At 69.0% G+C, this 13,687-nt stretch carries 11 protein-coding genes; 10 read left to right on the forward strand and 1 reads right to left on the reverse strand.

What is annotated here, in order from left to right:
- Positions 1 to 810 carry an arylamine N-acetyltransferase gene (locus ACFXMV_RS03105; RefSeq protein ID WP_378499072.1) on the reverse strand — a complete coding sequence of 270 codons (810 nt, stop codon included), beginning with the start codon at positions 808 to 810 and terminating at the stop codon, positions 1 to 3.
- A 96-nt stretch (positions 811 to 906) separates the two neighbouring features.
- Between ACFXMV_RS03105 and ACFXMV_RS03110 the strand changes: the two genes are divergently transcribed.
- The 10 genes from ACFXMV_RS03110 (at position 907) to ACFXMV_RS03155 (ending at position 13,652) form a co-directional block, all read left to right on the forward strand.
- Positions 907 to 1,665, forward strand: coding sequence for a MerR family transcriptional regulator (locus ACFXMV_RS03110; protein ID WP_378499073.1), 759 nt, complete (start codon positions 907 to 909; stop codon positions 1,663 to 1,665).
- A gap of 148 nt (positions 1,666 to 1,813) precedes the next feature.
- Positions 1,814 to 3,034 carry a UDP-galactopyranose mutase gene (glf, locus tag ACFXMV_RS03115; RefSeq protein ID WP_378499074.1) on the forward strand — a complete coding sequence of 407 codons (1,221 nt, stop codon included), beginning with the start codon at positions 1,814 to 1,816 and terminating at the stop codon, positions 3,032 to 3,034.
- On the forward strand, positions 3,031 to 4,953 hold the full coding sequence (locus ACFXMV_RS03120) for a glycosyltransferase (protein WP_378502584.1): 1,923 nt from the start codon (positions 3,031 to 3,033) through the stop codon (positions 4,951 to 4,953). Before glf ends, ACFXMV_RS03120 begins: the two co-directional genes overlap by 4 nt.
- Before the next feature lie 16 nt (positions 4,954 to 4,969).
- The gene (locus ACFXMV_RS03125; protein WP_378499083.1) at positions 4,970 to 5,503 is read left to right on the forward strand and encodes a phosphatase PAP2 family protein; all 534 of its coding nucleotides are present in this window, start codon (positions 4,970 to 4,972) and stop codon (positions 5,501 to 5,503) included.
- On the forward strand, positions 5,500 to 6,405 hold the full coding sequence (locus ACFXMV_RS03130; RefSeq protein ID WP_378499076.1) for a decaprenyl-phosphate phosphoribosyltransferase: 906 nt from the start codon (positions 5,500 to 5,502) through the stop codon (positions 6,403 to 6,405). The genes ACFXMV_RS03125 and ACFXMV_RS03130 overlap by 4 nt, the downstream gene beginning before the upstream one ends.
- Positions 6,383 to 8,311: a flagellar motor control protein ZomB gene (gene zomB, locus ACFXMV_RS03135; RefSeq protein ID WP_378499077.1), complete on the forward strand. Its 1,929-nt coding sequence runs from the start codon at positions 6,383 to 6,385 to the stop codon at positions 8,309 to 8,311. Before ACFXMV_RS03130 ends, zomB begins: the two co-directional genes overlap by 23 nt.
- Positions 8,312 to 8,594: 283 nt before the next feature.
- Positions 8,595 to 9,590, forward strand: a complete 996-nt coding sequence (locus ACFXMV_RS03140) for an alpha/beta hydrolase (protein WP_378499078.1) — start codon at positions 8,595 to 8,597, stop codon at positions 9,588 to 9,590.
- Between the two features lie 260 nt (positions 9,591 to 9,850).
- Positions 9,851 to 11,983, forward strand: coding sequence for an alpha/beta hydrolase-fold protein (locus ACFXMV_RS03145; protein ID WP_378499079.1), 2,133 nt, complete (start codon positions 9,851 to 9,853; stop codon positions 11,981 to 11,983).
- Between the two features lie 145 nt (positions 11,984 to 12,128).
- Positions 12,129 to 12,662: a DUF732 domain-containing protein gene (locus ACFXMV_RS03150; protein ID WP_378499080.1), complete on the forward strand. Its 534-nt coding sequence runs from the start codon at positions 12,129 to 12,131 to the stop codon at positions 12,660 to 12,662.
- A 6-nt stretch (positions 12,663 to 12,668) separates the two neighbouring features.
- Positions 12,669 to 13,652, forward strand: a complete 984-nt coding sequence (locus tag ACFXMV_RS03155) for a cutinase family protein (protein WP_378499081.1) — start codon at positions 12,669 to 12,671, stop codon at positions 13,650 to 13,652.
- Positions 13,653 to 13,687: the final 35 nt, after the last annotated feature.

A 13,687-nucleotide genomic window follows, 5' to 3' on the forward strand; every position in this document is an offset into this window, starting at 1 on the left:
TCAGTCGAGCCGCGTGAACGCGGCGTCCAGTCCGGTGAGGCCGGAGGTGTCGATCAGCAGGTCCCGCTCCAGGACCGTGCGGAACTCGGTGGCATCGTCGATCACGCGGCGCTCCGTTGCGCCGCAGGCGTGGTGGACCGTCAGCCGGCGTCCGGCCAGTGCATACCGCCGGTCCTCGGTGGCGCGCGCGGCCATCAGCCTTGTCACGAAGTGCGAGCCCGGCCAGGTGGACAGGTACCAGTTGGTCGGCTCGTAGTCGATCGGCAGCTGCGGCTGCAGGTCGAACCGGTACGTCGTGCGCCACGTGTCGCCGATGCGGGCCTGCATCGCCCAGTCCCCGTCCAGGTCGACCAGCCGGAACGGTTCGAGGGGTGTCGGCTGGATGGTGTCGTGCTCGAGGCGCAGGGTCCCGGTCAGCGTCATCCCACCGAATCCGGTGTCGATCACGCGTCGCTCGTCGTCGAGGTCGACCAGCAGCAGCATGTGGGTGCGGCCGGTCAGCGCGCGCGGGTCGTCCGACCCCCACAGCACTCGGGCGGCCAGCGGCGTGACTGCGAATCCGAGGGCCTGGAGCGCGGCCCGCAGCAGCAGGCCGTGCTCGAAGCAGTAGCCGCCGCGTCCGCCGTCGACGAGCTTGGCCTGCAGCGACGGCAGGTCCAGCCGGTTGGGAGTGCCCAGGAACGGGTCGAGGTTCTCGAACGGGATGGTGCGGGTGTGGCAGGCGGCGAGCGCGTCGAGCGTCGTGCGCGTCGGCGCGCGGTCGCCGACGAAGCCGATGCGGGACAGATAGGCGTCGAGGTCGAAGGTCACGCCGTCCAACCTAGGCGCCGCCCCTGGGAAGGCGGCTCCGCCACTGTGCGCAGCCGCCTTGACATTGACGCTGCGTCAACCTGCACCATGGTTCTCATGAGCGAATGGTCGATCCAGGACCTGGCCAAGGCGGCCGGGACCACCAGCCGCACCCTGCGGCATTACGGCGAACTCGGACTGCTCGAGCCGAGTCGCACCGGGGCGAACGGATACCGCTACTACGACCAGGACGCACTGGTCCGGTTGCAGCGGATCCTGCTGCTCCGTGAGCTCGGCCTCGGACTCCCCGCGATCGCGGAGGTGCTCGAGGGCCAGCGGGATACCGCCGCGGCGCTGCGCACGCACCTGGACCTGCTCGAACAGGAGCGGGACAGGGTGCAACGGCAGATCGAGTCGGTACGGACGACCTTGCTCAAAACAGAGAGAGGAGAGCCACTGATGGCACAGGAAGCATTCGACGGCTTCGATCACACCCAGTACAAGGACGAGGTGATCGAACGCTGGGGCAAGGACGCCTACGACAGCAGCGATCGCTGGTGGCGCGGAAAGACCGACGCCCAGCGCAGGGACTGGAAGGCACTGGTGGCGCAGCTGGGCGCGGACTGGACGGCGGCCGCGGAGTCGGGAGTGTCTGCCGACAGCGAGCAGGCGCAGGAGCTGGCCCGCCGCCATGTCGAGTGGCTCAGCGGAACCCCGGGCACGCCCGGGTACGGTGCCGCGCCGGTCAAGGGATACATCCTGGGCCTGGGCGAGATGTACGTCGCGGACGAGCGTTTCGCCGCCAACTACGGCGGAACGCGGGGCGCGGCCTTCGTGCGGGATGCCTTGGCGGTGTACGTCGAGCGCAACCTGTAGGGGACAGCAACCTCTGGTGACAACGGCGTGTACTCCGGCTGCAGACGGAGTGCGCCCCGGCGAGGTGGCACCGATCGGCTGTGACGTACCACCCCGCTGTAACGGGTTGCCCGGGACCTCTCCCGCATGTCCGATACCCTGGTTGCCCGTGACCTCCGTAACCCCAGGCCCCGCCACCTCCGGACAGTACGACCTGATCATCGTCGGTTCGGGATTCTTTGGACTGACCATCGCCGAGCGCGCGGCGACCGAGCTGGGTAAGCGGGTCCTCGTGCTGGACCGTCGCCACCACCTCGGCGGCAACGCCTACTCGGAGGCGGAGCCGGAGACCGGTATCGAGGTGCACATGTACGGCGCGCACCTGTTCCACACCTCGAACAAGCGGGTCTGGGACTACGTCACCCAGTTCACGGAGTTCACCAGCTACCAGCACCGCGTCTTCGCGATGCACAAGGGGCAGTCGTACCAGTTCCCGATGGGGCTTGGCCTGGTCTCCCAGTTCTTCGGCCGCTATTTCAGCCCCGACGAGGCGCGCAAGCTGATCGCGGAGCAGTCCGCCGAGATCGACAGCAAGGACGCGACCAACCTCGAGGAGAAGGCGATCTCCCTGATCGGTCGCCCGCTGTACGAGGCGTTCGTCCGCGACTACACCGCGAAGCAGTGGCAGACCGACCCGAAGAACCTGCCCGCAGGCAACATCACCCGGCTGCCGGTCCGCTACACCTTTGACAACCGGTACTTCAACGACACCTACGAGGGCCTGCCGGTCGACGGCTACACCGCGTGGCTCGAGAACATGGCCAAGGACGACAAGATCGAGGTCCGGCTGAACACCGACTGGTTCGACGTGCGGGACGAGCTGCGGGCCGCGAGTCCCGACGCCCCCGTCGTGTACACCGGCCCGCTGGACCGCTACTTCGACTACTCGGAGGGCGAATTGGGCTGGCGCACCCTCGATTTCGAGACCGAGGTGCTGCCGACCGGCGACTTCCAGGGCACCCCGGTGATGAACTACAACGACGCGGACGTGCCGTTCACCCGCATCCACGAGTTCCGGCACTTCCATCCCGAGCGCGAGTACCCGGCCGACAAGACCGTCGTGATGCGCGAGTTCTCCCGCTTCGCGGAGAGCGAGGACGAGCCGTACTACCCGATCAACACCCCCGAGGACCGCGAGAAGCTCGACGCCTATCGCGCCCGCGCCAAGCAGGAGACCGCGGACCGGAAGGTGCTGTTCGGCGGCCGCCTCGGCACCTACCAGTACCTGGACATGCACATGGCCATCGCGAGCGCGCTCAGCATGTTCGACAACACCCTGCGTCCGCACCTCGAGACCGGCGCGCCGCTGGGCAACGGGAACGGCGCATGAGCCCCCGGCACCTGATCGAGGCGGACGAGCACGTCGGCGACGACGTCGCGGTGCTCGGCAAGGCCCTGCTGCAGCGGGTCATCCTGCCCCGACCCGGTGAGCCCCTCGACGTGCGCACGCTGTACCTCGAGGAGGCGCCGACCAACGCCAGGCGCGCACACGCGACCTCGCGGACCTCGCTGTCGATCGGCGCCGAGTCCGAGGCCTCGTTCTGCACCTACTTCAACGCGTTCCCGGCCAGCTACTGGCGCCGCTGGTCGATCCTGACCTCCGTCGTGCTGCGGCTGGAACTGTCCGGCCACGGCCGGGTCGACGTCTACCGCTCGAAGGCCGACTCCTCCCGAATTCACGTGGAGGGCAGGGAATTCCAGGACGGTGACGCCGCACTGGAGTTCGCGGTCGAGTTGGCGCCCTTCGAGGACGGCGGCTGGATCTGGTTCGACATCACCTCGGACACCGAGGTGGTCCTCGAGAGCGCCGGCTGGTACGCCCCGGTCGAGGCGCCAGGCGAGGCCAGCGTCGCGGTCGGCATCCCGACCTTCAACCGGCCGACGGACTGCGTCAAGGCGCTCACCGCCCTCGGCTCCGACCCGCTGGTGATGGACGTGGTCAAGGCCGTCATCATCCCGGACCAGGGCACCCGCAAGGTCCGCGACGAGCCCGGCTTCACCGAGGCCGCCGCGGCGCTCGGCGACCGGCTCGCGATGCACGACCAGGCGAACCTCGGCGGCTCCGGCGGCTACAGCCGGATCATGTACGAGGCGCTGAAGACCACCGACTGCCAGCAGATCCTGTTCATGGACGACGACATCGAGATCGAGCCCGACTCGATCCTGCGCGCGCTGGCGCTGTCCCGGTTCGCGAAGTCGCCGACGCTGGTCGGCGGTCAGATGCTGAACCTGCAGGAACGCAGCCACCTGCACTCGATGGGCGAGGTCGTCAACCGCGGCATCTTCATGTGGTCGGCCGCCCCGAACGTCGAGTACGACCACGACTTCTCCCAGTTCCCGCTCAAGGATCGGGAGAACTCGAAGCTGCTGCACCGCCGCATCGACGTCGACTTCAACGGCTGGTGGATGTGCATGATCCCGCGCCAGGTCGCGGAGGAGATCGGCCAGCCGCTGCCGCTGTTCATCAAGTGGGACGACGTCGAATACGGGCTGCGGGCACGCGAGGCCGGCTATCCGACGGTCACCATGCCCGGCGCCGCGATCTGGCACATGGCGTGGTCCGACAAGGACGACGCCATCGACTGGCAGGCATATTTCCACCTGCGCAACCGCCTGGTGGTGGCCGCGCTGCACATGCCGGGCAACGGTCGAGGGCTGGTCGTCAACACGGTCAAGGCGACGCTCAAGCACCTGCTCTGCCTCGAGTACTCCACCGTCGCGATCCAGAACAAGGCCATCGCCGACTTCCTGCAGGGACCGGAGCACATCTTCGAGCTGCTGCCGACCGCTCTCGGCGACGTCCGGGCGATGCGGGAGGACTTCCCGGACGCCGTCGTGCTGCCCTCGTCCACCTCGCTGCCGCTGCCGTCCGGCGCGGAGGTCGGCGCGGTCGGTGAGCCGACCAACCCGCTCGCGAAGCTCGTCCGTCTCGGCAAGGGCCTGGTGCACAACGTCACGCCCGCGCACGAGCAGCACCACGAGCGCCCGCAGCTCAACGTGCCGACCCTCGACGCCCGTTGGTTCCTGCTCTCGCAGGTCGACGGCGTCACCGTCACCACCGCGGACGGTCGCGGCGTGGTCTACCGCAAGCGCGACCCGCGCCAGGCCTGGGGCCTGCTGAAGGAGGCCATGCGGCTGCGCCGCGAGCTGGCCACCCGGTTCCCCGAGCTCAAGCGCGTCTACGCCGACGCGGTTCCGTCGCTGACCAGCAAGGAGAGGTGGGAGAGTGTCTTTCATTACCCGGCGTAAGCCAGAGGGCGCCCTGCTGGACGGCGCCGGGACCACCGAGTCCGCCGCCGAGGTGAAGATCCTCAATGCCATCCAGTCCACCATCGGCGCGCAGCCGGCGGTGATCACGGCCGCCCGCGGCATGTCCCACTTCGGCGAGCACGCGCTCGGCTGGGTCGCGATCGCGGGCGTCGGCGCCGCGCTTGACCGTTCCCGCCGCCGTCAGTGGGCGGGCGTCGCGGTCGGTGCGGTCGGCGCGCATGCCGCCTCCATCGTCATCAAGCGGGTGGTCCGCCGACCCCGGCCGAACGACCCCTCCGTGGCCGTCAACGTGTCGACCCCGAGCAAGCTGAGCTTCCCGTCGTCGCACGCCACGTCCACCACGGCCGCCGCGGTGCTCCTCGGCCGGCTGACCGGGCTACCCTTGCCCGCGGTGCTGGTGCCCCCGATGCTGCTCTCGCGGCTCGTGCTCGGGGTCCACTACCCGACCGATGTGCTTGCCGGATCCGCCCTTGGCGCAGCCTCGGCCGCAGTGGTGCTGCGCGCCGAAAGGAAGTTTGGAGAGAAATGAGCGAGCACCCCGCCGACCTGGTCGGACCGCCGAAGTCGCTGGCGTCCGGGATCGTCAAGGCGCTCCGCCCGCGGCAGTGGGTGAAGAACGTCCTCGTGCTCGCCGCCCCGCTGGCCGCCGGGTCGGTCACGGAGACGGATGTCCTGCTGCCGGTGGCTCTGGCGTTCGTGGTGTTCTGTATGGCCGCGTCCGGCATCTACCTGGTCAACGACGCGATGGATGTCGAGGCCGATCGGGCGCACCCCACCAAGCGCTTCCGCCCCATCGCGGCAGGTGTGCTGCCGGTCCGCCTCGCTTACGCGATGGCGGTGGTGCTGCTGGCGGGCGCGATCGGACTGTCGTTCTTCGCGAACTGGCAGCTCGCCGTCGTGATGGCCGTCTACATCGGTATCCAGCTCGCCTACTGCTTCGGGCTCAAGCACCAGGCCGTGCTCGACATCTGCATCGTGTCCTCCGGGTTCCTGCTGCGGGCGATCGCCGGTGGTGTCGCCGCGGAGATCCCGCTGTCGCAGTGGTTCCTGCTGATCATGGCGTTCGGTTCGCTGTTCATGGCGGCGGGCAAGCGGTACGCGGAGCTGCAGCTGGCCGAGCGCACCGGCGCGAAGATCCGCAAGTCGCTCGAGTACTACACCGCGACCTACCTGCGGTTTGTCTGGACGCTCTCGGCGACAGCGGTGGTGATCTGCTACGGACTGTGGGCCTTCGAGCGGGACCAGGCGAACGGCACCAACTGGTTCGCGATCTCGATGGTTCCGTTCACGATCGCGATCCTGCGGTACGCGGTCGACGTCGACGGCGGCGAGGCGGGGGAGCCGGAGGAGATCGCGCTCGGCGACCGGGTGCTCCAATTCCTCGCTATCGCCTGGATTGGAGCGGTGGGTGTCGCTGTCTATCTCGTCTGACAGGCCCCGCGTGGAGGACACCGAGACGCCCCAGGAGGCAGGCTCCGCGACGCGGTTGCCGTCGTGGCTGCCCCGGTCGGTGTTTCTCGGTGGGCTCGCGCTGACCGCCGCCCTCTTCGTGTGGGGTGGCTGGGAGCGCCGCTGGATCGCCGACGACGGGCTGATCGTGTTGCGCACGGTGCGCAACCTGCTGGCGGGCAACGGTCCGGTCTTCAACGCGGGCGAGCGGGTCGAGGCGAACACGAGCACCGTCTGGACCTACCTGGTGTACGCGTTCAGTTGGCTGACGCAGGCCCGCCTCGAGTACGTGGTGCTCGGTGTCGCGCTGGTCCTCTCCGGCGCCGCGATCGTGCTCGCGATGCTCGGTACCGGCGCCCTGTGGCGCGGACTGGGCCGCTCGGGTTCTGGCTCGACCCTGCTGCTCCCGGCAGGCGCGCTCGCCTACATCGCGGTGCCGCCCGCCCGCGACTACGCGACCTCCGGGCTGGAGTCCTGCCTGGTCATCTTCTGGATCGCCCTGCTCTGGCTGCTGCTGGTGCGCTGGGTGCAGCGCCCGCCGACCACCGCCTCGGTCCTGGTCCTCGCCTTCATCGCCGGTCTCGGACCGCTGGTGCGACCCGAGCTGGTCATCCTCGCCGGACTCGCGCTGCTGCTGATCTTCCTGGCACCCGGCACCTGGCTGCTGCGAACGCTGATCGTCGCGGTCGCCGGTGTGGTCCCGGTCGGGTACCAGATCTGGCGGATGGGCTACTACGGCCTGCCCTACCCGAACACCGCGGTCGCCAAGGATGCCGGCGGCGCCAAGTGGGGTCAGGGCTTCACCTATCTCTGGAATCTGGTGGGGCCGTACTGGCTGTGGCTGCCGCTGCTCGTGCTGGCCGTCGCGATCCTGGTGACCCGACCGTGGTCGCGCGCCGACGCCCCCGCCCCACAGTTGGGCGGCACCGCCCTCACCCGGTGGCAGTCGCGGCTGCGCACCCCGGGCGCGGTGGTCACCGTCATCCTGGTCACCGGGCTGCTGCTGCTGATCTATTCGCTGCGGGTCGGCGGGGACTTCATGCACGGCCGGGTGCTGCTGCCGGTGTTGTTCTGCTTCATGCTCCCCGTCGCCGTGCTGCCGGTCCGCGTTCCCAGGCGCGGGGACTGGGGCCGGACCAGGGGCACCGCCCTTTTCGCGGTCGGCGCCGTCGCCTGGCTGACCATCGTGGTGTGGGCGATCGCGGTATCGAACTCGTCGGGCATGCCGAACGGCACCGTCGTCGGCAAGTCCGGAATCGTCGACGAGCGGAACTTCTACGCCCTCAACACCGGTCACGCGCATCCGATCCGCGCCGAGGACTACCTGGACTATCCGCGCATGCGCCCGATGGTCGAGGCGATAGCCAACACCCCGGACGGTGGCCTGCTGCTCCCCGCCGGCTACTACACGTACTGGGACGTGGTGCCGCCGCCGTTGCCGATTCCGGAGGGCGGCGCGGGGCACACGGTCTTCTTCCTCAACCTGGGCATGACGAGCATGAACGTCGGCCTCGACGTGAAGGTGATCGATCAGATGGGCCTCGCCTATCCGTTGGCCGCGCACACCGAACGGCTCGACGACGGCCGGATCGGCCACGACAAGGCCCTCTACCCGGACTGGGTGGTCGCAGACACCGGCATGGTGGACCTGCACCCGTGGATGCCCTGGTACCTGGACGAGCAGTGGGTGGCCGACGCCAAGGTCGCGCTCACCTGCCCCGAGACCCAGGAGGTGCTGGCGTCTAGCCGGGCGGAACTGACCCGCCCACTTTTCATTCGCAATCTCAAGCGCGCCTTCGACTACGCCAAGTACCGTTTCGACCGGGTCCCGGCGTACGAGATCGAGCGGTGCAATCTGGAACCGCCTCCGCCGGTCGAACCCAGGTGAGTGGGCGTCCAGTTGGACCTTGCTCACTTCGGCGAGCGAAATTATCTCGGTTGTGTAACGCTGGCCTTCGGGCCGTCGATACAGGTGTCATGTGTGCCTTCGGGCACCGGCCGGGGCACCGTTTGTCAGTGCTCGCTGTGTGACATACGCTCCACCGAGCGCAGTGTGATCTTGATCAGTTCCACTGCCGCTTCCACATGTGTGGGGGCGGCAGAGCATGGCCTCCCGCCGGATCGTCGGTCCGCTTCGGCGGGCACCGCAGAGAAGAAAGAGAGCAGTATTCATGCGTATAGGCAGACCGAGGATTTCTGAGCGCCTCAAGCAGCGCGCCCTCGGCCTTACGGCCGCCGCGCTCGTCCTGCCGATAGCCGCAGGTATTGCCGGTACCGCCGTCGCAGGCGCAGCCCCGGTCGCGCACCGCGCACCCGCCGGCGGATTCGAAGACGTGTGGGTTCCCTCGTCGATGGGCAACATCAAGGTCCAGATCCAGTGGGCCAAGAACGGTGGCAACGCCGCCCTCTACCTGCTCGACGGACTGCGTGCGCGCAACGACCGCAACGCCTGGACCTTCGAGACCAACGCGCTGCAGCAGTTCAGCAACGACAACGTCACCCTGGTGATGCCGGTCGGCGGCGAGTCCAGCTTCTACACCGACTGGATGGCCCCCTCGAACTTCAACGGGCAGAAGAGCGCCTACAAGTGGGAGACCTTCCTGACCAAGGAACTCCCCGACTACCTCGCGGGCCGCGGTGTCTCGCGCAGCAACAACGGCGTGCTCGGCCTGTCGATGGGCGGCTCGGCCGCCCTGACCCTGGCCGCACACCACCGCGACCAGTTCAAGTTCGCCGGCTCGCTGTCGGGCTACCTGAACATCTCGGCGCCGGGCATGCGTGAGGCCATCCGCGTCGCGATGCTCGATGCCGGCCGCTACAACGTCGATTCCATGTGGGGACCCCCGTGGAACAAGCAGTGGCTGCGCAACGACCCGTTCGTGTTCGCCCCGCAGCTCAAGGGCCTGTCGATGTACGTCTCGGCGGCCAGCGGCCTGCCCGGTGGGCACGACAACCCGCGCGCGGCGATCGACTTCTACAACACCGCGAACGGCATGGCTCTCGAGGCGCTCTCGCTCGCGAACACCCGCGCGTTCCAGGTCCGCCTTGGCACCCTCGGTATCCCTGCGACGTACAGCTTCCCGGCCAGGGGCACCCACTCGTGGAAGTACTGGGAGGCCGAGCTCTGGAAGGCGCGCCCGCAGATCCTGGACGCGCTCAACGCCTGATGATCGACTTCCAGATCATTGCGTAGACGGATGATGCCGCCCCACGCGCCGACTCAGGCAGCGCGGGGCGGCATCGCCGTATCCGGTCCGGACCAGTGTCGCGACCATGGGGTCCTTACCCCGCAGAAGTAACAATTGCACCACCCGCCACAGCGCGTCACCCCTTGGCGCGGGCCCCCGGCGTGTAAAAAGAGCACGAGTGTAGGTGTCGGTCGAGGCGTCAGCACCGGGGTACAGAGCAGAAGGAGTGTCACGGTCCGATGCGATCAGTACTGAGGAATCCGGGAGCGCGTCCCGGGGGGAATGCGTCCGCACGAGGCGCTCGCGGCAGGGTACTGCGTCTGCTCGCGGCGGCCCTCGTGCTGCCGACCGCGGCCGGCCTGACCACCGCCACCGCGACCGCGTGGGCGCAGGCCGACGAGACCACCACCACCACCACGACGACCACCACCACGGCGCCGACGACGACCACGACGGCGAAGGTGCCTGCGGCCGAGACCCAAGAGCCGGTCACCACGACACCGGACGTCGTCCCGACGACCACCGAGCCGCCCGCGCGGACCACGGTGGCGCAGACCACGACGGTCGAGCAGACCACCACGCCCGAGGCCGCGCCCGCCCCGGCCGCCAGGGCAGCGAACGCCGCGCCGTCGGTCGCGCGCGCCGCCGCGCCGGTGCTCTCGCTCCCCGGCGTCTCCAAGGTCGAGTGGATCACCGATCGGCGGGTCGCCCTGTGGGTCGACTCCGCGGCGATGGGCGCCCCGTTCCAGGTGCAGGTCCTGCTGGCCAGGGACTGGAACTCGCGGCCGGACGCGTCGTTCCCCGCGCTGTACATGCTCGACGGACTGCGCGCGCGCGACGACGAGAGCGGCTGGACGATCGATACCGACGCCGCGAACTTCTACGCGGACAAGAACGTCAACGTGATCCTGCCGGTCGGCGGCGAGTCCAGCTTCTACGCCGACTGGCTTGCGCCGGACAACGGCAAGAACTACCAGCTGGAGACCTTCCTGATGAAGGAGCTCCCGCCGGTGCTCGAGAACGGGCTGCGGACCACCACCACGCGCGGCATCATCGGCCTGTCCATGGGCGGCACCTCGGCGATGTTCCTCACCCAGCGCAACCCCGGCTTCTTCAAGTTCGCCGGATCCTTCTCCGGCTACCTGACCACCACCTCGCTGGGCATGCCGCAGGCGCTGCAGTACGCGATGACCGACGCGGGCGGCTACAACGTCTCGAAGATGTGGGGCCCGCCGGGCAACGCTGCCTGGGCCGCGCACGACCCGTACACCAACGCCGAGAAGCTCAGGGGCGTCAGCCTTTACATCTCCAGCGGCAGCGGCATGACCGGTCCGTACGACCAGCCGTCCGGGATCCCCGGCGTCTCCACCAACTACGCGGGCATGGGTCTGGAGATCCTGTCCCGGCTGACCTCGCAGAGCTTTGCCACCAAGCTGAACAAGCTGGGCATCCCCGCGCAGGTCAACTACCGCCCGTCGGGCACGCACTCCTGGCCGTACTGGCAGTTCGAGATGCACCAGGCCTGGCCGCAGGTGGCCAACGCGCTCGGCGTCGACGCCAGCGCGCCGAGCTGCGGCTCCGGCGGTGAGATCGCCGCGGTCGCGAACGCGAACCCGTGGCTCAGCGGCTGCGTGACCGGCGAGTACGACGTCGCGGGCGGCAGGGCGCAGGACTTCCGCAACGGCCGGATCTTCTGGTCGCCTGGCACCGGGGCGCACGTGCTGACCGGCATGATCGGCGGCTCGTACCAGGCCAACGGCGGTCCCGCTGGCCCGCTCGGGCTGCCGACCACCGACGAGCACGGCACCCCGGACGGGCGCGGACGCTTCAACCACTTCGAGCGCGGCTCCATCTACTGGACCCCGCAGACCGGTGCGCACGCGGTCCGCGGCGCCATCCTGGACGAGTGGAAGAAGCAGGGCTGGGAGCGTGGCCCGCTGGGCTACCCGGTCCTCGACGAGGTGAAGGCGCCGGGCAAGGACGGTGCGGTGCAGGGCTTCGAGATCGGTGCGATGTACCACAGCCCGCCGAACGGGACCCACGCCGTGCAGGGCCTGATCATGAAGAAGTACGGCGAACTGGGCTGGGAGGGCGGCTGGCTCGGCTTCCCGAAGACCAGCGAGATCCCGGTCAAGGACAACGGCCGCTTCAACGAGTTCGAGAACGGCAACATCTACTGGAGCCCCGCCAGCGGCGCCTGGTCGGTGCGCAACGGTCTGATCTTCGACGCATGGAAGAGCCAGAACTACGAGAACGGCAGGCTGGGCTTCCCTGTCGGTGACCAGCGCGACATCGCGGGCGGGATCCAGCAGGACTTCCAGGGCGGAAACATCACGGTCCGCAACGGCAAGGCCGACATCCACAACCGTTAGTTCCTTCGCACACGGGCCGGTGGCCGGGGTGAACCCGGCGGCCGGCCCGTTCGCGTCGGTAGCCTGTTGATCGACACCAGGCGTGGCCCGTAGGACGCCGCGAGTGTGCCGAACCCGTAGATCACGAATCCGAGGACTGAACCCCATGCTTGTTTCCACTCGTAAAACTCTGGCCAGGGCACTCACGGTCGGCGCGCTCGTGGCGGTCACCGGCGGCGTGCTCGCCGGGTGTGGCAGCGACGACTCCACGGCGAGCAGCACACCCACCCTCACCACCGGGTCGAAGTCCGCGCCCGCGCCCGAGACCTCGATCGAGGTACCGCCGTACACGACCCCGGCCGCCGCGGCGACCGCGCCCCCGGAGACGCCCGAATCGGTCCCGAGCGGTTTCCCCGGTCCCACCGAGGCCCCCGCGCTCGACGACCGCGGCAAGGCGTACCTGGAGGCGCTGAAGGAGGGCGGAATCGCCGTCGCCGACAACGGCGACATCGCCATCTCGACCGCGAACTACATCTGCGGCGCGAAGGTCAGCGGTGCGAACGCCGAGGAGGTCACCGCCTACGTCACCGGCATGGCGGGCGCGGAGGCCAGCATCACCGGCGCGGTGATGACCGCGGAGCAGGCAGCCGCGGCCGCCAAGGTGTACATCGACGCCGCCAATTCGCATTACTGCAAGTAGTCGCGCATGAATGCCGCCGGACGTAAGGGCCGCAAGTCGTTCGGGCGCAGGGTGCTGCGCCTGCTCATCGTGCTGATCGTGGTGTTGCTCCTGGCGCTGGTCGCGCTGGTGGCCTGGTACCTGCTGGCCGGGCGGGTGCCGACGCCGCCGCCGGGTCCCGGCCCCGAGCCGGAGCGGCCCAGCGCCCAGCCGGCGAGCTGCCCGGACGTCCAGGTGGTCGCGATCCCGGGTACCTGGGAATCGAGCGCGGTCGACGACCCGTTCAACCCGGGCGCCAACCCGGCCTCGCTGATGCTCAACATCACCCGGCCGCTGCAGGCGCAGTTCGACGGACAGCGGGCGCAGGTCTACACCGTCCCGTACGTGGCGCAGTTCTCGAACCCGGTGGCGCTGCCGCCGGACGGGCAGATGTCGTACAACAAGAGTCGCGGTGAGGGCACGGCCCGGGCGAGCGAGGCCATGTCGGCCATGCACGCGGACTGCCCGCTCACGACGTTCCTGCTGGCGGGCTTCTCGCAGGGTGCGGTGATCGCCGGCGACCTCGCCTCGTCGATCGGTGCCGGGACCGGGCCGGTGCCCGCGGACCTGGTGCTGGGGGTCGGATTGATCGCGGACGGCAGGCGCGAACCCGGAGCGGCCCAGTCCGTCGGTGCTCCGGTGGCCGGGGTGGGCGCGGAACTGTCGCTCGCCGGGTTGAAGGTACCGGGGATGACGATGACCGGCGCCCGGCCGGGCGGCTTCGGTTCGCTCGGTGATCGGGTGGTCGACATCTGCGCGCCGTCGGATGGCATCTGCGACGCGCCGCCGAACGCGTTCAGGCCGGCGAACTTCCTCGCGAGCCTCGCCCGGATGGGCGAGTACATCAACAATCCGGTGCATGCCATGTACAACTCGTTCGTAGTGGACCAAAACGGCACCACGGCAACGCAGTGGATGACAAACTGGGCCGCCGACAAGGTGAGGTCCGCCCCGGCACCCGCTCACGAATAGCGGGGAAGTGGTGCGTTCCCGATAGAATGGCCCAC

Source organism: Rhodococcus sp. NPDC059179 (genome assembly GCF_042754885.1).
In the GTDB taxonomy this organism is placed as follows: domain Bacteria; phylum Actinomycetota; class Actinomycetes; order Mycobacteriales; family Mycobacteriaceae; genus Rhodococcus_G.

Excerpts from the sequence above, each read along its gene's own strand:
- ACFXMV_RS03110 (WP_378499073.1), top strand. The coding sequence starts at position 907 with ATGAGCGAATGGTCGATCCAGGACCTGGCCAAGGCGGCCGGGACCACC.
- ACFXMV_RS03130 (WP_378499076.1), top strand. The coding sequence starts at position 5,500 with ATGAGCGAGCACCCCGCCGACCTGGTCGGACCGCCGAAGTCGCTGGCG.
- ACFXMV_RS03155 (WP_378499081.1), top strand. The coding sequence starts at position 12,669 with ATGAATGCCGCCGGACGTAAGGGCCGCAAGTCGTTCGGGCGCAGGGTG.
- ACFXMV_RS03145 (WP_378499079.1), top strand. The coding sequence starts at position 9,851 with ATGCGATCAGTACTGAGGAATCCGGGAGCGCGTCCCGGGGGGAATGCG.
- ACFXMV_RS03150 (WP_378499080.1), top strand. The coding sequence starts at position 12,129 with ATGCTTGTTTCCACTCGTAAAACTCTGGCCAGGGCACTCACGGTCGGC.
- ACFXMV_RS03120 (WP_378502584.1), top strand. The coding sequence starts at position 3,031 with ATGAGCCCCCGGCACCTGATCGAGGCGGACGAGCACGTCGGCGACGAC.
- ACFXMV_RS03140 (WP_378499078.1), top strand. The coding sequence starts at position 8,595 with ATGCGTATAGGCAGACCGAGGATTTCTGAGCGCCTCAAGCAGCGCGCC.